This window comes from Caecibacter sp. AF58-12pH5A (assembly GCF_027681725.1).
Classification (GTDB): Bacteria; Bacillota; Negativicutes; order Veillonellales; family Megasphaeraceae; genus Megasphaera; species Megasphaera hominis.
Map to the genome: position 1 here is coordinate 208,797 of NZ_JAQDBC010000002.1, position 21,072 is coordinate 229,868.

The 21,072-nt window shown below is 48.8% G+C and carries 15 protein-coding genes; 14 read left to right on the forward strand and 1 reads right to left on the reverse strand.

The genetic code is table 11. The features are described from left to right. Positions 1-6 precede the first annotated feature (6 nt). A complete protein-coding gene (locus PGX44_RS02210; protein WP_498854082.1) occupies positions 7-1,191 on the reverse strand; it encodes a PucR family transcriptional regulator in 1,185 nt (394 codons plus the stop codon). Positions 1,192-1,473: 282 nt separating this feature from the next. Here PGX44_RS02210 and PGX44_RS02215 point away from each other — a divergent pair, with 282 nt between their 5' ends. The 14 genes from PGX44_RS02215 to PGX44_RS02280 all read left to right on the forward strand — a co-directional run. Further along, positions 1,474-2,634, forward strand: coding sequence for a pyridoxal phosphate-dependent aminotransferase (locus PGX44_RS02215; RefSeq protein ID WP_498854083.1), 1,161 nt, complete (start codon positions 1,474-1,476; stop codon positions 2,632-2,634). Continuing rightward, on the forward strand, positions 2,634-3,857 hold the full coding sequence (locus PGX44_RS02220) for a dicarboxylate/amino acid:cation symporter (RefSeq protein WP_498854084.1): 1,224 nt from the start codon (positions 2,634-2,636) through the stop codon (positions 3,855-3,857). Before PGX44_RS02215 ends, PGX44_RS02220 begins: the two co-directional genes overlap by 1 nt. Before the next feature lie 170 nt (positions 3,858-4,027). Then, positions 4,028-5,020, forward strand: coding sequence for a 2-dehydro-3-deoxygalactonokinase (locus tag PGX44_RS02225; RefSeq protein WP_498854085.1), 993 nt, complete (start codon positions 4,028-4,030; stop codon positions 5,018-5,020). 11 nt (positions 5,021-5,031) lie between these two features. Next, positions 5,032-5,676, forward strand: coding sequence for a bifunctional 4-hydroxy-2-oxoglutarate aldolase/2-dehydro-3-deoxy-phosphogluconate aldolase (locus PGX44_RS02230; RefSeq protein ID WP_498854086.1), 645 nt, complete (start codon positions 5,032-5,034; stop codon positions 5,674-5,676). Positions 5,677-5,751: 75 nt separating this feature from the next. Further along, positions 5,752-6,711 carry a sugar kinase gene (locus tag PGX44_RS02235; RefSeq protein WP_498854087.1) on the forward strand — a complete coding sequence of 320 codons (960 nt, stop codon included), beginning with the start codon at positions 5,752-5,754 and terminating at the stop codon, positions 6,709-6,711. An 11-nt stretch (positions 6,712-6,722) separates the two neighbouring features. After that, positions 6,723-7,682 carry a bifunctional 4-hydroxy-2-oxoglutarate aldolase/2-dehydro-3-deoxy-phosphogluconate aldolase gene (eda, locus tag PGX44_RS02240; RefSeq protein WP_498854088.1) on the forward strand — a complete coding sequence of 320 codons (960 nt, stop codon included), beginning with the start codon at positions 6,723-6,725 and terminating at the stop codon, positions 7,680-7,682. A 98-nt stretch (positions 7,683-7,780) separates the two neighbouring features. Beyond that, on the forward strand, positions 7,781-9,034 hold the full coding sequence (gene tyrS / locus PGX44_RS02245) for a tyrosine--tRNA ligase (protein ID WP_498854089.1): 1,254 nt from the start codon (positions 7,781-7,783) through the stop codon (positions 9,032-9,034). Between the two features lie 246 nt (positions 9,035-9,280). After that, complete coding sequence (gene rpoB / locus PGX44_RS02250; RefSeq protein ID WP_498854090.1) at positions 9,281-13,003, forward strand: DNA-directed RNA polymerase subunit beta; 3,723 nt, start codon at positions 9,281-9,283, stop codon at positions 13,001-13,003. 29 nt (positions 13,004-13,032) lie between these two features. After that, a complete protein-coding gene (gene rpoC, locus PGX44_RS02255; protein WP_498854091.1) occupies positions 13,033-17,262 on the forward strand; it encodes a DNA-directed RNA polymerase subunit beta' in 4,230 nt (1,409 codons plus the stop codon). 257 nt (positions 17,263-17,519) lie between these two features. Further along, a complete protein-coding gene (locus tag PGX44_RS02260) occupies positions 17,520-17,765 on the forward strand; it encodes a ribosomal L7Ae/L30e/S12e/Gadd45 family protein (protein WP_498854092.1) in 246 nt (81 codons plus the stop codon). An 83-nt stretch (positions 17,766-17,848) separates the two neighbouring features. Then, positions 17,849-18,220 (forward strand): 30S ribosomal protein S12, encoded by a 372-nt coding sequence (rpsL, locus tag PGX44_RS02265; protein ID WP_186503311.1) that lies wholly within the window; start codon positions 17,849-17,851, stop codon positions 18,218-18,220. A 58-nt stretch (positions 18,221-18,278) separates the two neighbouring features. After that, the gene (gene rpsG, locus PGX44_RS02270) at positions 18,279-18,749 is read left to right on the forward strand and encodes a 30S ribosomal protein S7 (RefSeq protein ID WP_498854093.1); all 471 of its coding nucleotides are present in this window, start codon (positions 18,279-18,281) and stop codon (positions 18,747-18,749) included. Positions 18,750-18,780: 31 nt separating this feature from the next. Further along, on the forward strand, positions 18,781-20,853 hold the full coding sequence (gene fusA / locus PGX44_RS02275) for an elongation factor G (protein WP_186503315.1): 2,073 nt from the start codon (positions 18,781-18,783) through the stop codon (positions 20,851-20,853). A 34-nt stretch (positions 20,854-20,887) separates the two neighbouring features. After that, positions 20,888-21,072: GTP-binding protein (locus PGX44_RS02280; protein ID WP_498854094.1), on the forward strand; the 185-nt coding region annotated here is incomplete at its 3' end.

Here is a 21,072-nt window from a genome sequence, read left to right on the forward strand (position 1 = left end):
TTGTCATTATAGTTCGATGTGGCTGCATTGGTCTATGCGTAAGGCCAGGGAGAGCATTTCGTAGCCTTCCGGCCGGAAGGCATCCAGGTCTAAGAGGGAGCCTATTTGTTTGAGCCGGTAACGGATCGTATTGGGATGCTGTTGCAGCTCTTCGGCCGTAACGGCAATGCTGCCGCCGGCGCGGATAAAGGCTGCGGCTGTTTCTAAAAGGGACGTATGATTTTCCGAATCATAGTCGCGTAACGGATTGAGGATGGTATTGGCGAAATGCTGCATAGCCGGTTCACGGCAATAGGGCAGCAAGATGCTGTTAATACCTAACGATTCATAGGTCCTGAAAAGACCCTGGTCAGGTGCTGCAAAGTAGCTGCTGTAAATGGCCTCTTCCAGGCACAGCTTGATTTTCCGTTCCCTGTAGTGAATAGAGCTGACGCCAATACAATATGCCCCGGCGCAGGCCCGTAAGGGACCTGTAAGGATTTCCGTTGCCAGGTCACTGGCTTTGGCGTTTTTAAAGTTATATGATGAATGTATATATATAAAGCCGTTTTTATAGCGCAGCAATGTGCTGTAGGATGTTAAGAGATTTGCTGCTGTCGCCGTTTCTTCCAGTTTTTGGTATTCATCGGCCGATACGGGATGGAGGGCACGGAAATACATACAAAAAATATCGGGCTGCAAACACGGGTTGATTTCCAGCTGCAACTCCTTTTGTCGGGGATCGTGTTCGGGCAGGGTGAGAATGGTAGCGACAAGCTGCTCAAATTTGTCGAAATCGTGCAGACTTTGGAGCCGTTTATACACGTTGACGATGATCCGTTCAAAATACTGTTCGGAACTGCGGATGACGATAATAGGAAAATTGGCAGAATCGGCATAGCGCAGGATATGCGGCGCTAAAGGCAAACCGTACACATTTTTAATGACCAGGCAGCTGCACTGTTTGTGATGCAGCAAGCGGATGGCATCAATCAGACAGCCCGGGGCCTCCTTGGCATATTGCAAACTGGACAAAATCAGCTGATTGGGAATAAAGCTCAGCTTGGTATATTTGTTTTTCAGCGTTTTGTCGTATTCATAATCTAAAATGCCACAAGAAGAAACCTGGTTGGAAACGCCGCCGGCACCGGCTAGCAGGTGGAGACCGGAAAATTCCGGATAATGGAGAATGTCTAAAACTGTTAATTTCAACAGTATCACCTCCTGTACATTAGACTAAAATACAAATTAGATTAAATAAAGTATACTGGGAAATTCATAATATAACAACATTACTTCGCCAATCTCACGATATTTTTCAAAAAAATAGAAGAGAATTTAAATGATTGAATAGTATTTTCTATAAAATGAGGAGGAATTTTTATATTTATTAACAACAAATCGCTATTGTACTAAAAAAATGAGCGTTATAAAATTTAAATCAAAGATATACTCGCGAAATTGCTGTAACTATAGGAAGAGAGGAGTGGTAATGTGAAAAGTTTAAGTAGTCGGGCTGAAAGGTTGCGCCAAGGCGCTATTCGGGCCATGTTTGACAAAGCAGCAACGATGGAACATGTCATCAGTATGGGGATTGGGGAGCCAGATATGGTTACGCCTAAAGCAATCTGCGAAGTAGGCAGTAAGGCGTTGCAAGATGGGAAAACCCATTATACACCTAATGCAGGGACTTTATTATGTCGCAAGGCCGTGTCTGAATGTGGCGATATCAAAGACCTTGAATATGACCCGGCATCGGAAATTATCATTACCCCAGGTGGTATGGGCGCATTGTCATTGTTTTTGTCAGTCATTATTGATCAAGGGGATGAAGTTCTAATTCAAGATCCACAGTGGTTGAATTATGCCAGTCAAGTGCAGTTCTTTGGGGGAAATCCTGTAATGGTTCCCGTAAAGGCAGCAGATGGATTTGTTCTAAAAGCCGATGAATTAGAGAAAAAAATTACTGAGAAAACTAAATTGATTATGCTTAATTCACCCAATAATCCGACAGGGTGCATTATTCCGATTACAGAGCTAAAGAAAATAGCAGAATTGGCAAAAAGGTATGATTTGTTCGTAGTTTCTGATGAAGTATACAATTCCCTATATTACTCGGAAAAGCCAATTTCGATTAGTACTTTACCAGGAATGAAGGAAAGAACCGTAGTTATTAACAGCCTTTCTAAAGCATTTGCTATGACCGGATGGAGACTTGGTTATGCAGCAGGACCCGCTTCTATTATTAGTAAAATGACGATGGCTCAGGAAAATATCAGCGCATGTGCTAATTCTGTTGCACAAGAGGCCGCCATATATGCTCTTCACCATCCTGAATTAACGGAACAAATTCGAACTGTCTTTGCGAAGAGACGCAAACTCGTTTTAGAAGCAATAAATAAAATTGAAGGCATATTTTGTTATGAACCACAAGGCGCTTTTTATTTATTCCCAGACATTAGTTCTTTTGGCATGAGCAGTATGGATTTTTGTAACTCCTTATTAGAAAAGGCACATGTAGTATGTATTCCTGGAAGTGCCTTTGGCGCGTGTGGAGAAGGACATATTCGCATGGCTTATACCTGCAATGAAGCTGATTTAATGGAAGGCATACAACGAATTCAGCAATTTTGTGATTACTTGAGGAGGAGATAATGATGGGCGGTGTATTTCGGTATATTAACAAACATTTTGCATTGTGCCTTTTAATGGCAGTAGTTGTCGGCATTATCTTATCGTTTGTAATGGGAGAGTCGGTTGTTCTCTTGAAACCGTTAGGGACCATATTTACACGCCTCTTAGTTATGGTTGTACCTGTATTGGTGTTTTTCTCCATTGCGTCTTCCTTTGCAAACATTGGTGATGCAAAAAAAATGAAAAGTTGGGCAAGCAAGATTATAGGATGGTTTGTCTTTTCCATGCTGATTGCTACCTTTTTAGGTATTGCCATGGGGCTAATCTTTAAACCGGGTTTAGGAATTGAGTTACACTCCATGGATATTAAGGTCACAGAAATTACGGTGGACATGTTCATTGAATGGTTGCCGAAAAACTTCCTTGGTTGCATTGCTGAAGGGAATACCATACAAATTGTATTCTTATCTATTTTTGTAGGCATTGCTGTTGTCATGATGCCAGATGGCAAATCTAAATCCTTTTTAACGGATATTCTTTCTTCTGGGGAAGATTTAGTCTTGCAAATTGTAAAAGGCATTATGTATTATGCTCCTATTGGTGTTGCAGCATTAATGGCAACCTCTATTGGCGAGCTTAAAGGTGCATTTGTTACACAAATGGGTAGCTTTTTAGCTGCGTATAGTATTGCTTTTGTCTTGCAAGTAATTATTATGTATTTTATTTTGTTATATGTTGTTGGGAAAATTAATCCTTTCCGCTTTACTAGAAAATTATTACCAGCTCTGATTACGGCGTTTACAACCACCAGCTCTGCAGCAACTTTGCCGATGAATTTACGTTGTGTGAAGGAAATGGGCGTTGATAAAGAAATGGCAGATTTTGGTTTACCTTTAGGAGTAACTTTCAATATGGACTCCATGGGGATTGAAATTCCGCTATACATTATGTTGGGAATGTTTGCAGTTGGGACGTCACCTACTATTGGACAGTTGTTCTTGTTCGTTATCATGGGGATAGCTTTTTCCGTTGGTTGTGCCGGCGTTCCTGGTGGTGGTTTAGCTATTGCTGTAATATTGGTTAATGCGTTTGGTTTGCCTACAGATGTAGTAGCGTGGATAGCGGCAGTATTCTTTTATCTTGACATAACTGGTACGCCTATGAATATATGGGGGGATGCAGTATGCACAGCCATTGTAGCCAGCAAAGAAGGTAAAATTGACTGGGATAAGATGAATGCCTAGTCAGGGAATTACTTGTAACTAATAATTGAGTAATGAATTGGGACAAGGTCAATTAACTGCCTTGTCCCAAATTACGTATGGAATATTTTAATGAAGCAAGAATTTTAACGGAAAATCATGAAATATGCTACAATATCAGTATATACACATAGGGTAGGAGGGTGGTTTATTTGTTTATTGCAACGATAGATGGTGGTACGAGTAATACGCGGTCTTACATCTGGAAAGACGGGCAAATCGCAGGTGAGGCACGGGCTGCTGTAGGTGTGCGCAATACGGCAATTGACGGGAATAAGACCCGGCTGCTTGGCGCTGTTCGTCAGACTCTGAACGAGGCGGCGCAGCAGGCAGGCATTTCCTTAGCGGATGTGTCCCTGGTCCTGGCTGCAGGGATGCTGACCAGTAATGTGGGTCTTTGTGAGATTGAACATGTAACAGCACCGGTAACCTTAGATGAATTGGCGCAGGCTATGGTTTGCCAAACTATAGCGGACGTTTGCCCGCAGGCCATTTGGTTTGTCCCGGGCCTGCGCAATCTGGATCCGGATGCGTGCACGGCGGCAACGATTGCCCATATGGATATCATGCGGGGGGAAGAAACGGAAGCGGCCGGCCTGCTGGCCTATGCAGCACCGCAAGGTCCGGCTGTCTTGGTTCTGCCTGGTTCTCATAATAAGTATATTATGCTGGACGGACAGGAACGGCTCCTTGGGTGTCTCACCACCCTCGGCGGGGAAGTCCTTCATTCACTGACCTACGATACGATCCTGGCGGACACACTGCAGCGGTCCTATGCAGCTTCGTTTGATGAAGCTGCCTTTTTGCGGGGCCTGGCCGACCATGAGCAGCTGGGCCTCTTGCACGGCGCCTTTATGACACGTATCTTAGGCATGTTTGACCAGGGCACGACGCTGGAATTACAGAACTATCTGCAAGGACTCTTGTTGGCAGATGATCTCTATTCCCTGAAACGGAGCAGTCTTTTTGCCGGTTTGGATGACGCCGTGTTTGTCGTAGCCGGCCGGCCCGTTTTGCAGGCTGCCTATGCGTGTATGTTTGCCAAGCAGGGCTGGCGTACGGTCCTGGTCACGGCTGAGCAGCAACGGGGCCTGTCCGGTTACGGTGCTATCATGCTGGCTAAACGGCGCGGTTTAATTCAGTAAGGAGGAAGCGTATGAGCGTATTACAGGAAATGCTGGAAGCAAAAATAATCTCTATTATCCGGGGCGTGCCGAGTTCGTCCATTGTGCCGGCTGTAGAAGCCTTGGCCAGGGGCGGCGTGCGCTTTGTGGAAGTGACCTACCGGCCTGGTGATGAAGCGGCTTGTGCAGATACGTTACAGAGCATTGCCCTTTTGAAGGAAAAATTTTATCCGTCCCTGCATATTGGTGCCGGAACGGTGCTGACAGTTAAGCAGGTAGAAGATGCGGCAGCTGCCGGTGCAGAGTTTATGATTTCTCCCAATACCAATGTGGATGTTATCCGCCGTACGAAGGAATTGGGACTCCTTTCCCTGCCTGGTGCCTACACGCCGACGGAGGCCGAACTGGCCTGGGAAAGCGGTGCCGATATCGTCAAGATTTTCCCGGCATCCGGCCTGGGACCGGCTTACTTTAAGGCTGTGAAATCTTCCTTATCGCAGCTCAGGCTTTCTGCTGTAGGCGGCGTATCGGAGCAGAATATTCACGAATTTTTGGCAGCCGGCGTCGATTCTTTCGGTATTAGCAATAATCTGGTCAGTGCTGAACGGGTGGCCCGTGGCGCCTGGCAGGAAATCGAAGCAGCTGCTGCCTTTTACACGGCTGCCGTTCAAGGCTAGCCCGTGGCGGCAGCAGACGTCTTGTTTGCCTGCCGGATGAAGTACAGCGTACTGAAAACAGAATGAGGTGTATTCATGACAAAAGTTTTAACAATCGGTGAGGCCATGGGCCTCCTCGTAGCAGAAAGTGAAGGTCCGTTGGACCTGGTGGAACATTTTGAGCGCCATGTGTGCGGCGCAGAACTGAACTATATCGTAGGGATGGCCAGGCTGGGCTTCGATGCCTATTACATTTCCCGCGTGGGTGCTGATCCTTTTGGCGCCTGCATTCGCAATTTCCTAAAGGAAAATCATATTCACGATGCCTATGTGCAGACAGATACGGCCTATATGACGGGTTACCAAATGAAGGAAAAGGTGTCGAGCGGCGATCCCAAGGTTGCCAATATCCGTAAAAATACGGCTTTTACTCATTTGCTGCCGGCTGCACTCGACGCGATTGACTGGCAGGATGTCAAACTCGTGCACGTGACGGGAATTCCCCTGGCCTTATCGGATACTTGCCGGCAGTCCATTTATGCCCTGATGGAACAGGCCCGGCAGCACGGCGCTTTAGTTTCCTTTGACCCTAATTTGCGGCCCATGCTTTGGCCTTCCGAAAGGGAAATGTGTAAGGTCATTGGTGAAGCCAGCCTGCATGCAGACATTGTTCTGCCAGGACTGGAAGAAGCCAAGCGGATTACCGGTCTGGCCGATGAAAAGGAAATTGGCAAGTTTTATTTGGACCAGGGTGTACAGATGGCGGTCATCAAGCTCGGTGGCAGCCACGGCGCCTATGTCTGCTCGGCAGCCGGCGCACAGTACGTTCCCAGCTATCCCGTTGCGACTATCGTGGATACCGTCGGGGCTGGCGATGGCTTTGCCGTAGGCTTTACCAGCGGTGTGCTGGATGGCCTGTCTTTGTATGCTGCCGCCCGGCGCGGCGCTGCTATCGGTGCCCTGCAGATTCAGGTAGCCGGTGATAATGAAGGCCTGCCCACCCGGCAGGAGCTGGAAACATTTCAACGTAATAATGAGGGGGAAGATGTACAATGATTAGTAAAAACATGCAAACTATATTGGATATAGGCTTAGTTCCTTTGATTGTTCTCGATGATGCGGCCCAGGCTGTACCCTTTGGCCAGGCCCTGGTTGCTGGCGGTATTCCTATTGCAGAAGTGACCTTCCGCACGGATGCCTGCCTCGATACGATCCGCGCTATGGCCCAACACGTTCCGGGCCTCATCGTCGGCGCCGGTACGGTGCATAATGTAGCTCAGGCAGAAGCCGCTGTCCGGGCAGGGGCTACATTTATCGTTACGCCGGCCTTTAATCCAGCTGTCACAGAATGGTGCCTGCGTAATCACATCGATATCCTGCCCGGTACGGTATCGCCGGCAGATATTGAAGCAGCTAACGGCATGGGCATTGAAGTCTGCAAATTCTTCCCGGCTGCAGCCTATGGCGGCGTGAAGACACTGAAAGCTTTGGCCGGCCCCTTTGGACATATGAAATTCGTGCCTACAGGCGGCGTTAATTACGATAATATGCTGGAATATCTGGACCTGCCCAATGTCGCTGCTGTGGGTGGCAGCTTTATGACACCGTCAGCTATGGTCAAAAACCGCCAATGGGCTGATATTACGGCGACCTGCCAGGCTGCCGTCGATAAGCTCCTGGGCTTTGCTATTTGCCACACGGGCATTCACTGCCAGACGAAAGAAGAAGCAGAAGCTGTGACCGACCGCCTGTGCGGCCTCTTGCATCAGGAAAAAATCGAAGTGCCTGGTGCCTCGTGGTTTGTAGGAACGCTCGTAGAAGTATGCTATAAAAAGCTGCCTGGCGAAAAGGGTCACGTCGGTATCGATACGCGTGATATAGACCGGGCCATCGCCTACTACAAACGGCAGGGTGTTGAATTTGCCGAAGACGGTTTTACCTATGATGATCAGGGCCGCGTGCGTCTGGCATACTTCAAAGAACTGTATCATGGCTTTTCCGTCCATCTGCGCCGTCAGCCTAAGTAAGGAACAAAACAGGAGCAAAGGCCTGTCATTGACGTAGGCAAGGCAGTAGTCTATAATGAGTAAACAGATTACATTATATAGATAAAGGAGCAGGTTAGATGAACATTATTGATGAATTGTCCTGGCGTGGTGCCGTAAATCAGATGACAGAAGAAGAAAATCTCCGTAAACTTACAGAGGAAAAGAGCATCTCCCTGTATTGCGGCGTTGACCCGACGGGGGACAGCCTTCATATTGGTCACTTGATTCCGTTTATGATGTTGAAACGGTTTGCTATGGCAGGTCATCACCCGTATATCGTCATCGGCGGTGGTACGGGCGCTATCGGTGATCCCAGCGGCCGCAAGACAGAACGGCAGCTGCAGACCATGGAAACCATCCAGGCCAATGCGGAAAAATTAAAAGCCCAGTTTACTCACCTTTTTGGTGACGACCAAAACATTACGTTCGTCAATAACTACGACTGGCTTTCTAAGATCAGCCTGCTCGACTTTTTGCGCGACTATGGCAAGCTTTTCCCCATTAACATCATGCTGGCGAAGGAAGTCGTTGCCAGCCGTTTGGAAAACGGTATTTCCTTTACGGAATTTACATACCAGATCCTTCAGGCTGTCGATTATGAACACCTGTACAGCACTCATGATGTACAGCTCCAGGTCGGTGGTGCTGATCAGTGGGGCAACATTACCGGCGGCATCGATATGATCCGTAAGATGCACGGCGGCAATACACCGGTCTATGCCCTCACCATTCCGCTCATGCTGAAAGCGGATGGCACGAAGTTTGGCAAGACGGCCGGCGGTGCTATCTGGCTTGATCCGAAGAAGACCTCGCCTTTCGAATTCTATCAGTTCTGGCTCAACCAGGACGATGCTGACGTCGTAAAATACCTGAAATACTTTACCTTCCTCAGCAAAGAAGAAATCGATGCTCTCGAAGAAGCCGTTAAGACCGAACCGGAAAAACGCCTGGCCCAGCGCCGTCTGGCTGAAGAAGTAACGTCCTTCGTACACAGCCCGGAAGCGCTGAAAGAAGCCCAGAATATTACAGAAGCCCTGTATCATGGCAGCATTGCCGATCTTTCGGAAAGCGAACTCACCCAGGCCTTTGGCAAGATGCCGACGGTCAATGTGACGAATGAAGAAAAAGACGTCGTCAACTGGCTCGTCGATTCTACCATTTATTCGTCCAAGCGGCAGGCCCGTGAAGACGTAACGAATGGTGCCATTACGATTAACGGCGTGAAAGTAACCAGCCTGGACGAAATCGTACGGCCTCATAAAAATTCTCATGGCCACTTCGTTATCGTGCGGAAGGGTAAAAAGAAATATACACTGGCCAAAATCCAGTAAATTTTAAAGAAAAAAACAATAAAATAAAAGTTGACAAGTGTATTTTCACATGATATAATTACTCATTGCAAAATGTTCAATTTGCGAGTGTGCTATTGGTGAAATGCATGGAGGAAATGCTTCCGGTCAACAAAAAAATTAAGCAAGGTTCAGTCTATTCTTGATAGGGAGCCTTGCTTTTTTGTCGCTTTGGCAAGATACGTTTCCGTCGAATGATTTACTTTTTATAAGGGGTGAAGTAACAGCATGTTCAAACCTGTACAAGTTGGGAAAAGAACTCGCTATACGTATGCGAAGATCAACGAAGTCTTGAAGATGCCGCATTTGCTGGACTTACAGATTAAGTCTTACGAATGGTTCTTAGAAAAAGGGCTGAAAGATATATTCAAGGATATTTCGCCTATCGAAGATGCCGCGGGGAATTTATCCTTGTCCTTTGAAAATTTTAAATTGGGAGATCCCAAATACGACATCCAGGAGTGCAAGAAACGTGATACGACGTATGCTGCGCCATTGCGTGTCCAGATCCGCCTGGTCAATCATGTGACCGGTGAAATTAAGGATCAGGAAGTATTTATGGGTGATTTTCCGCTGATTACCGATACAGGTACGTTCATTATCAACGGTGCTGAACGTGTTATCGTCAGCCAGTTGGTCCGTTCTCCTGGCGTGTACTACGGTCGTGAAATCGACCCCATGGGGATCCGTCTGTACAACTCGACGGTTATCCCGAACCGTGGTGCCTGGATCGAACTCGAAACAGATGCAAACGATATCGTCTATGCCCGTATCGACCGTAACCGTAAGATCCCGGTTACCGTATTGATCCGTGCTTTAGGCTGGTCGAGCAACGCGGATATTCTCGAACTGTTTTATGACGACAAACGCCTGAAAGCGACGTTTGAAAAGGATACGACAGAATCGCAGGATGAAGCACTCGTAGAAATTTATAAAAAACTCCGTCCGGGCGAACCGCCGACAGTAGAAAGCGCACGCAGCCTCTTTGAAAACCTCTTCTTTGATCCGCGCCGCTATGACATGGCCCGCGTTGGCCGTTACAAGGCTGGTAAGAAGCTGGGCTGGGAACGCCGCCTCTTTGGCCTTACCCTGCACGAACCGATTGTCAATCCGGAAACGGGCGAAGTCGTCATCGAAGCACATACGGAAATTGGCTCGGCCGAAGTTGAAAAGATTAAAGAAAGCGGCGTCTATGCCGGTGATGGCCTGGCCATTGCGTACGTAGAAAAAGCTGATGGTTCTGTATATAAGGTGATCTGTAACAACAGCAATCTTCCGTATGACCATCGCACGATTACGCCGGAAGACATCATTGCCAATATTGATTATCTCCTGAACCTCATGGATGGCTTTGGCAATGTCGACGATATTGACCATTTGGGCAACCGTCGTCTGCGCTGCGTCGGTGAATTACTCCAGAATCAGTTCCGCATTGGCCTGACCCGTATGGAACGTGTTGTCCGCGAACGCATGACGACACAGGATACGGAACAGATCACCCCGCAGATGCTGATCAATATCCGCCCTGTCGTAGCTGCTATTAAAGAATTCTTCGGTTCCAGCCAGCTGTCCCAGTTCATGGACCAGACAAACCCCTTGGCTGAACTGACACATAAACGCCGTCTCAGTGCCCTTGGCCCTGGCGGTCTCTCCCGTGAACGCGCAGGCTTCGAAGTCCGCGACGTCCATCACTCTCACTACGGCCGTATGTGCCCGGTAGAAACGCCTGAAGGTCCGAACATCGGCCTGATTTCTTCCTTGGCCTGCTTTGGTAAAGTAAACGAATTCGGTTTCATCGAAGCACCGTACCGCCGTGTAGATAAAGAAACACACGTCGTAACGAACGACGTACATTATATTACAGCTGATGAAGAAGAACAGTATATCATTGCCCAGGCTAACGAACCGCTGACGGACGACGGCCATTTCGTCAATGAACGTGTTGCCTGCCGTCACGGTGAAGATACCCGTGAATTCCGGGCAGAACGCGTAGACTTCATGGACGTATCGCCAAAAGAAGTTGTTTCCGTCGGTACTTCTATGATTCCGTTCCTGGAAAACGATGATGCGAACCGTGCCCTCATGGGTGCGAACATGCAGCGTCAGGCCGTACCTCTCCTGCGCACGCAGGCACCGCTCGTCGGTACAGGTATGGAATACAAAGCCGCCTGTGACTCCGGCGTCTGCATCCTGGCAAAACATGCCGGTATCGTAAAACGCGTAACCGGTGATGAAATCGTAGTTACGACAGACGAAGGCTCTGTAGATTCGTATAAATTGATCAAATTCGTCCGTTCTAACCAGAGCACCTGCATCAACCAGCGTCCTCTCGTCTATAAGGGTGAACATGTAGAAGCCGGCCAGGTACTGGCTGACGGCATGGCTACCGATGGTGGCGAATTGGCTCTTGGCTATAACATTCTCGTCGCCTACATGCCGTGGGAAGGCTATAACTACGAAGATGCTGTTCTCCTTAGTGAAGATCTGCCGAAAAACGATCTCTATACATCCGTCCATATTGAAGAATATGAATGCGATGCCCGTGATACGAAATTAGGCTCTGAAGAAATTACCCGTGAAATCCCGAATGTCAGCGAAGACAGCACGAAGAACCTCGATGAAGACGGGATTATCATGATCGGTGCCGATGTATTCCCTGGTGACGTATTGGTCGGTAAAGTAACGCCGAAGGGCGAAACGGAACTGACTCCGGAAGAACGTCTCCTGCGGGCTATCTTCGGTGATAAAGAACGGGAAGTCCGTGACACGTCCCTGCGTGTACCGCACGGCGAATCCGGCAAGATCGTCGACGTTCGCGTCTTTTCCCGTGAAAATGGCGATGAACTGCCGCCGGGCGTAAACCGTCTGGTCCGTGTCTACATTGCCCAGAAACGTAAGATTCACGAAGGCGATAAGATGTCCGGCCGTCATGGTAACAAGGGCGTTGTTTCCCGCGTTATGCGCCAGGAAGACATGCCGTTCCTGCCTGATGGCACACCGGTTCAGATCGTGCTGAACCCCTTGGGCGTACCTTCCCGTATGAATATCGGACAGGTACTGGAAACTCATTTGGGCTGGGCCATGCATGAATTAGGCATGCAGATCAAGAACATGGATCCGACACTGGAAGCCAAACTGCGTGAAAATGGCTATGATTATGATAAATACGGCATGCCAAAGCCGGATAAAGCCGGTATTCACATTGCTACATCGGTATTCGATGGTGCTCATGCAGAAGACGTCTTTGCAGCCCTCAAGATGACCGGCCTGCCGGAAGATGGCAAAACGGTCCTCTACGATGGCCGTACAGGCGAACCGTTCGACCGCCGCGTCACTGTCGGTTACACGTACTTCCTCAAACTGCATCACCTGGTCGACGATAAGATCCATGCCCGTTCGACCGGCCCGTACTCCCTGGTTACACAGCAGCCGCTCGGTGGTAAAGCCCAGTTCGGTGGCCAGCGTTTCGGGGAAATGGAAGTTTGGGCTCTCGAAGCCTACGGCGCAGCCTATACGCTGCAGGAAATGCTGACAGTGAAATCTGACGATGTCGTCGGCCGTGTTAAGGCATACGAAAAGATCGTCAAAGGCGAAAATATTCCTGAACCGGGCGTACCGGAATCCTTCAAGGTATTGCTGAAGGAATTGCAGGCTATCGGCCTCGACGTACAGATCCTGAATGAAGACGGTGAAGAAGTCGTCATTAAGGAACTCGATGATGATGACGATATCGAACAGGGTGATAGCGACGAAATCCGTCAGGTTATGGAAGGCGAAGAAGGCGTAGACGCAGCAGCTCATCATGAAGCAGGCGCAGCTACACCGGATGACGCAGAAAACTCTGATGATGAGTATGTCACAGCCGGCGAAGAAGACGATGTCATGAGTGGCATGACCTATGAAACTGTTCCCGGTGGGGATAACGATACCGATAATAATGATGAAGAATAATAGTACACGCAGAGAAGGGAGCGGTATTTGTGCTGGATGTGAATGAATTTGATTCTATGCGGATTGGTCTGGCATCACCGGAAAAAATCCTGGAATGGTCGTACGGCGAAGTAAAAAAGCCGGAAACGATCAATTACCGGACGTTGAAACCGGAACGGGACGGCCTGTTTTGTGAACGCATCTTTGGGCCGACAAAAGACTGGGAATGCCATTGCGGTAAGTATAAACGCATCCGTTATAAAGGCGTCGTCTGCGACCGCTGCGGCGTTGAAGTAACACGGACCAAAGTTCGTCGTGAACGCATGGGGCATATTAAACTGGCTACGCCGGTTTCACATATATGGTATTTTAAAGGCATTCCGAGCCGGATGGGGCTGATCCTTGATATTTCGCCGCGTTCGCTGGAAAAAGTCTTGTATTTTGCTTCGTATATCGTCCTTGATCCGGGCGATACGCCGCTCGTACAAAAACAGCTGCTGACAGAAACAGAATACAGCCAGTATTATGACATGTATGGCGAACGTTTCCGCGTCGGCATGGGTGCGGCAGCTATTAAAGAACTGTTGCAGAACCTGGATCTCGATGCGTTAGATAAAGAATTGCGTGAAGAACTGCGTGATTCTTCAGGCCAGCGCCGCGTACGTGCGATCCGCCGTTTGGAAGTCGTAGAAGCCTTCCGCCATTCCGGCAACAAACCGGAATGGATGATTCTCGACGTCGTTCCGGTTATTCCGCCGGAACTGCGCCCGATGGTACAGCTCGATGGCGGCCGTTTCGCTACGTCTGACCTGAATGACCTGTATCGCCGTGTCATCAACCGTAATAACCGCCTGAGCCGTCTCCTCGAATTGGGCGCTCCTCATATCATCGTCCGTAACGAAATGCGTATGCTTCAGGAAGCTGTCGACGCATTGATCGATAATGGCCGCCGCGGCCGTCCTGTTACGGGCCCGGGCAACCGTCCTCTGAAATCCCTGTCGGATATGCTGAAAGGGAAACAGGGCCGTTTCCGTCAGAACCTCCTCGGTAAACGTGTCGACTATTCCGGCCGTTCCGTTATCGTTGTCGGTCCTGAACTGAAAATGCACCAGTGCGGTCTGCCGAAAGAAATGGCCTTGGAACTCTTCAAGCCGTTCGTCATGAAAAAGCTTGTGGAAAAGGGCATTGCTACAAACATTAAAAACGCAAAGAAAAAAGTAGAACGCGTCAATGGCGAAGTATGGGACGTCCTGGAAGACGTCATTAAGGAACATCCTGTTCTCTTGAACCGTGCCCCGACGTTGCATCGCTTGGGCATTCAGGCCTTCGAACCGATCCTTTGGGAAGGCCGTGCTATCAAGCTGCATCCTCTCGTTTGTACTGCCTACAACGCTGACTTTGACGGTGACCAGATGGCCTGCCATCTGCCGCTCTCCATTGAAGCTCAGTCTGAAGCCAGAACCCTCATGCTCTCGGCCCATAACATCCTGGCGCCGAAGGATGGCAAGCCTGTTGCCGTACCGACACAGGACATGGTTCTCGGTGCCTACTACCTGACACTGGTTAAACCGGGTGCTAAGGGCGAAGGCAAGATCTTCTCTGATTACGATGAAGTTATGCTCGCCTACGATGCCAAAGCGATTGAAATTGAAGCCCTGATCAAAGTCCGGATTCCGGAACACGGCCTCATCGAAACGACGGCAGGCAAGCTCCTCTATAACTACCAGCTGTACGAACCACTGCGTTTGTATCATACAGATAAAGTCATGGTCTTCACCAATCCGGAAGATACCGTCTTTGCCTATGAAAACGGCCTCATTGATTCGACACACTTCGTTAAGATTAAAGATAGCGAAGGACGCATCCTGGATTATGGCTTCCAGGCCATGAAAGATAAATTTAATGTCGACCTCCTGAGTGTACGGCCCTTGCCATCGCGTAAGATCGACAAGGAAGCCGTCGCCGCCTTTAAAGAAGGCAAAGAATACGTCGATGTCGATTGCCTGGGCGTACTGATGAATAAGAAACAGATCGGCAAGCTCGTCGATGCCTGCTTCCATCTCGTCGGCAATACGGAAACGGCCGAACTCCTGGACCGTATTAAAAACATTGGCTATCACTATGCACGACAGGCCGGTATGTCTATTGCCATTTCGGATATTCAGATTCCGGAAGAAAAATGGGACATCCTCGACGCAGCCGATAAGCAGGTACAGAATGTTACACAGATGTACTTGCGCGGCTTGATTACGGAAGATGAACGCTATCGTAAGACTTGCGCCCTTTGGGAAAAAGCAACAGATGATGTCACAGAAGTCATGATGGATAACATGGATCCGTTCAACTCCATCTTCATGATGGCTGACTCCGGTGCCCGTGGTAATAAACAGCAGATTCGTCAGGTTGCCGGTATGCGTGGCTTGATGGCTGACCCGTCTGGCCGGATCATCGACTTGCCGATCAAAGCAAACTTCCGCGAAGGCTTGTCCGTATTGGATTACTTTACATCGTCCCACGGTGCCCGTAAAGGTTTGGCCGATACGGCGCTGCGTACAGCTGACTCGGGTTACCTGACCCGTCGTCTCGTTGACGTTTCCCAGGATGTTATTGTCCGTGAAGACGACTGCGACGTATTCGGTATCGATTTGGTCCGCGAACGGGCCCGTCTGGCCGGCTCGTGCCGTCAGGCTGTAACGCTCTTGGCAGATAAGCTCATTGGCCGCGTGTTGGCTAAGGAAATTGTCGATACGGAAACGGGCGAAGTGATCTTCGAAGAAGAACACTTGCTGACGACAGATGATATGGACGTCCTCGTTGCCCACAAGGTGCCGAAGCTCTCCCTCCGTGGCAGCCAGATGGATATCAATGACGACATGAATCATACCAACGTCATCGAAACGGTATATCTCGGCGCACCGGAAGACAGCATCCGCGCAGCCCTGCGCCAGTCCATGGTAGAAAATATGCTGGGCAAGACCGTTGAAACAGCTGTAATCGATTCGAACCAGAATGAAATCTGCCCGGCCGGTACACCGCTGACGGAAGATGCTATTGAACGCATCCTCACGAGCGACGTAACGGAAGTAAAAGTACGCAACAACGATATCCGCGGCGTCTATGTAACAGCTATTGTCGAAGGCAATGGCGTCATCGAACCGCTGGAAGACCGTATTGTTGGCCGTACGGCAGCTGAAACATTGATTAATAAAGACACAGGCGAAGTTATCGTACCGCTGAACGAAGAAATTATGGAAGATAAGGCCAAAGAAGTCGTTAAATATTACGACAAGGTCAAGATCCGCAGCGTCCTCACGTGCCGCAGCCGTTATGGCGTATGTGCTAAGTGCTATGGCCGTGACCTCGGTACAGGTGGCAAGGTCAACGTCGGTGAATCTGTCGGCATCATTGCTGCCCAGTCCATCGGTGAACCGGGCACACAGCTGACCATGCGTACCTTCCATACAGGCGGCGTCGCTTCTGCCGGCGATATTACACAGGGTCTTCCTCGTGTCGAAGAATTGTTTGAAGCACGTAAACCGAAGGGCAATGCTATCGTTACAGAAATCGACGGCACTGTTTCCATTACGGAAAAAGAAGACCATCACGATATCAATATCGTACACGTCGTTGCCAAAAACGGCGAAGAACGGAGCTACACTATTCCGTATGGCTCGCACCTCGTCGTTCACGAAGGTGATGTCATCGAAAAGGGTACGCGTATTACTGCCGGTTCCATCAACCCGCATGATATCCTGCGGATCCTCGGTGTAGAAGCTACACAGCGGTACCTCGTATACGAAGTACAGAAGGTTTACAAATCCCAGGGTGTTGAAATTAACGATAAACACATCGAAGTCATCGTCCGCCAGATGCTTCGGAAGATTAAGATCGAAGATCCCGGTTCTGCCGATCTCCTGCCTGGCGATTATGTAGACGTCAACATCTTTGAAGATCAGAACAAGCGTCTGAAAGCAGCCGGGAGCAAGGAAGCCGTCGGCAAGGCCATCCTCTTGGGGATTACTAAAGCCGCCCTGGCTACAGAATCGTTCCTTTCGGCCGCATCCTTCCAGGAAACGACACGTGTCCTCACCGATGCAGCTATTAAAGGTAAGGTCGACCCGCTTCTGGGCCTTAAAGAAAACGTCATTATTGGCAAGCTGATTCCTGCCGGTACAGGCATGAGCCGTTACCGTAAGGTAAAAGTTGTCAAGACGATTCCGCCGGCCGTTACGTATGAAGACGAAGAAGGCAACCCCGTCGACATGCCGGAAGAAGCATAAGTAACTACGCTTTATCATGAAACATCCTGCTACGGCTTCCCTGTGGGGAGGCAGGTAGCAGGATGTTTTTTGTATTTTTCATAGAAAAGGCTGTATAGGGCTGGGATAAAAGAAAATAGAACACCCGGCACAGTGTAATAAAAGATGGCTTACTTTACGAAAAAAACATTGACATCCCCCAGGCCTGATGATAAAATATCTAAGTGTCGCAGTGTTGGTACTGCGCACAAATTGCATATTCTAAGGAGTGATGTTTCGTGAGCTTAGATATATTGGGAACCGCAAAGAAAACTGTCGGCGCCAAACAGACACTAAAAGCAATGAAACGAAACGAAGTCACACAGCTGTACATTGCGAGGGATTGCGATGCTCAGGTTGTCGCCCCGCTACTGGCGTGTGCTTCTGAAATGGGAATCCCCGTCGATCAGAATAGCACCATGGCAGAGCTGGGACAGGCCTGCCGGATCAAAGTCGGCGCAGCCGCTGTAGGAGTGCTTGCTTAATTTTGGTAATATCACTTTCCGGAGCCATTGGCTCCTTTGGTGATTACATTATAAATCTAATTGTTTGGAGAGGAGGTGCCCATATGCCAACAATCAACCAATTGGTTCGAAAAGGTCGTCAGGATTCCATTACGAAATCCACAGCACCGGCTTTAAAAAACTGCCCGCAGAAACGTGGCGTTTGCACACGTGTTTACACAGCAACGCCGAAGAAACCTAACTCTGCTCTGCGTAAAGTTGCCCGTGTACGCTTGACGAACGCTATCGAAGTAACTGCGTATATCCCCGGCATTGGTCACAATTTACAGGAACACAGTGTTGTATTAATCAGAGGCGGTCGTGTTAAGGACCTTCCTGGTGTACGTTATCACATCGTACGTGGTGCTTTGGATACAGCTGGTGTAGCTGATCGTCATCAGTCCCGTTCCAAGTACGGCGCTAAAAAAGGCAAATAATCGTTGCCAGCCAAGTTAAGATGAAAAGATAACCTACATATAAAGGGAGGAATTAGACATGCCAAGAAAAGGCCCAGTGCCCAAGCGCGATGTGCTGCCGGATCCGGTGTACCATTCCAAATTGGTAACGCGCTTCATCAATAAAGTAATGCTGGACGGCAAAAAAGGTGTCGCTGAATCCATCGTATACGATGCATTCGACATCATCCGTTCCAAAATGAACAAAGAACCGTTGGAAGTTTTTGAACAGGCTCTCAACAATGTAATGCCCGTACTTGAAGTACGTGCCCGCCGTGTTGGCGGTGCCAACTACCAGGTACCGGTTGAAGTACGTGCGGACCGCCGTCTGTCCCTCGGTATTCGTTGGACCGTAGGCTACGCCCGTAAACGTGGCGAACGCACGATGAAAGAAAAGCTCGCCGGTGAATTGATAGATGCCTTCAATAACACAGGTGCTGCTGTAAAGAAGAAAGAAGATACGCATAAAATGGCTGAAGCCAATAAGGCTTTTGCACATTATCACTGGTAATTAGATTATTACATGAGGAGTGGAAAAAATCGTGGGTAGAGAATTTCCTTTGGAAAAAACAAGAAATATTGGTATCATGGCCCACATCGATGCCGGTAAAACCACGACAACAGAACGAATCCTTTTCTACACTGGCCGAGTTCATAAAATCGGCGAAGTTCATGATGGCGCTGCTACCATGGACTGGATGGCCCAGGAACAGGAACGTGGCATTACGATCACGTCCGCTGCTACGACGGCTCATTGGAAAGGACATCGTATCAACATCATCGATACTCCGGGGCACGTTGACTTCACGGTAGAAGTTGAACGTTCCTTGCGCGTACTCGATGGTTCTGTTGCTGTTTTCTCCGCCAAAGGCGGGGTAGAACCGCAGTCCGAAACGGTTTGGCGTCAGGCAGAACACTACCATGTACCGCGTATCGCTTTCATCAACAAGATGGATACGACTGGTGCAGATTTCCTGAACTGCGTACAAATGATGAAAGACCGTCTGCAGGCTAACGCCGTTGCTATTCAGCTGCCGATCGGTGCTGAAGCAGATTTCAAAGGGATCATTGATCTGATCACGATGAAAGCAGAAATTTATGATGATGACCTCGGTAAAGAAATCGAAGTTGTCGATATTCCGGACGACATGAAAGACGAAGCCGAAGAATACCACAACATCATGATCGAAGCTGTATGCGATACAGACGAAGAACTGATGATGAAGTATCTCGAAGGCGAAGAAATCACGATCGACGAACTCAAAAAAGCAATCCGTAAAGCTGTCTGCACGAACGCTATGTTCCCGGTACTTTGCGGTTCTGCATACAAAAACAAAGGTGTACAGATGCTGCTCGACGCTGTAGTAGACTACATGCCGTCGCCGCTCGATATTCCTCCTGTTAAAGGTACGAACCCGGACACAGATGAAGAAGAAACGCGCGAAGCATCGGATGACGCTCCGTTCTCGGCCCTGGCCTTCAAGATCATGGCTGACCCCTTTGTAGGTAAATTGGCATTCTTCCGTATTTATTCGGGCACGCTCGAATCCGGTACATATGTCTACAACTCTACAAAAGGCAAAAAAGAACGTGTAGGCCGTATCCTGCGTATGCACGCTAACCACCGTGAAGAAGTTTCTATCGCCTATACAGGTGATATTGGCGGTATTGTTGGTCTCAAAGATACGACGACTGGCGATACACTTTGCGATGAAAAACACCCGATCATTCTGGAAAAAATGGAATTCCCTGATCCGGTTATCTCCGTTGCTGTTGAACCGAAGACCAAAGCTGACCAGGAAAAGATGGGCGTAGCCCTTTCCCGTCTGGCAGAAGAAGATCCGACCTTCAAAGTACACACCGATGCCGAAACAGGCCAGACCATCATCTCCGGCATGGGCGAACTTCATTTGGACATCATCGTTGACCGTATGTCCCGTGAATTCAAAGTAGACTGCAACGTCGGCAAACCTCAGGTTGCATACCGCGAAACCATTCGCAAGAGCGTCGAACAGGAAGGCCGTTTCGTCCGTCAGTCTGGTGGCCGTGGTCAGTATGGTGACTGCTGGCTCAAACTTATTCCGCAGGAAGCTGGTCAGGGCTTTGAATTTGAAAACAAAGTCGTTGGCGGTGCTATTCCTAAAGAATACATCGGCTCCGTTGAAGCTGGTGTCAGAGAAGCAATGGAAACAGGCGTACTCGCAGGCTTCCCGATGGTAGACATCAAAGTTGTCGTATTCGACGGCTCTTACCATGATGTTGACTCCTCGGAAATGGCATTTAAGATCGCCGGCTCCATGGGCTTCAAAGAAGGCGCTAAGAAAGCTAACCCGGTTCTCCTCGAACCGTACACGAAAGTTGAAGTTGTTGTTCCGGAAGAATACATGGGCGACGTTATCGGTGACCTGAACTCCCGCCGTGGCCGTGTCGAAGGCATGGAAATGCGTTCCGGTGCAGAACACATCAACGCCTTCGTACCGTTGGCAGAAATGTTTGGCTATGCAACGGATCTGCGTTCTAAGACGCAGGGCCGTGGCGTCTATACAATGACTTTTGACCACTACGAAGAAGTTCCTAAGAACGTAGCGGAAAAAGTTATTAGCGACAAAGGCTAAAATATCCTAAAATACACATTGGAGGAAATGCAAAATGGCAAAAGAACATTACGAAAGAACCAAACCGCATGTTAACATTGGCACCATCGGTCACGTTGACCATGGCAAAACAACTCTGACGGCTGCTATCACAAAAGTACTCTCCGAAAAAGGCTATGCTAAATTCGAAGACTATGCTGATATCGATAAAGCACCGGAAGAACGTGAACGTGGTATTAC

What these genes read in the sequence shown, in the direction of transcription:
- PGX44_RS02220 (WP_498854084.1), top strand. Translation starts at nt 2,634, where the DNA reads ATGATGGGCGGTGTATTTCGGTATATTAACAAACATTTTGCATTGTGC.
- PGX44_RS02230 (WP_498854086.1), top strand. Translation starts at nt 5,032, where the DNA reads ATGAGCGTATTACAGGAAATGCTGGAAGCAAAAATAATCTCTATTATC.
- PGX44_RS02235 (WP_498854087.1), top strand. Translation starts at nt 5,752, where the DNA reads ATGACAAAAGTTTTAACAATCGGTGAGGCCATGGGCCTCCTCGTAGCA.
- eda (WP_498854088.1), top strand. Translation starts at nt 6,723, where the DNA reads ATGCAAACTATATTGGATATAGGCTTAGTTCCTTTGATTGTTCTCGAT.
- tyrS (WP_498854089.1), top strand. Translation starts at nt 7,781, where the DNA reads ATGAACATTATTGATGAATTGTCCTGGCGTGGTGCCGTAAATCAGATG.
- rpoB (WP_498854090.1), top strand. Translation starts at nt 9,281, where the DNA reads ATGTTCAAACCTGTACAAGTTGGGAAAAGAACTCGCTATACGTATGCG.
- rpsL (WP_186503311.1), top strand. Translation starts at nt 17,849, where the DNA reads ATGCCAACAATCAACCAATTGGTTCGAAAAGGTCGTCAGGATTCCATT.
- rpsG (WP_498854093.1), top strand. Translation starts at nt 18,279, where the DNA reads ATGCCAAGAAAAGGCCCAGTGCCCAAGCGCGATGTGCTGCCGGATCCG.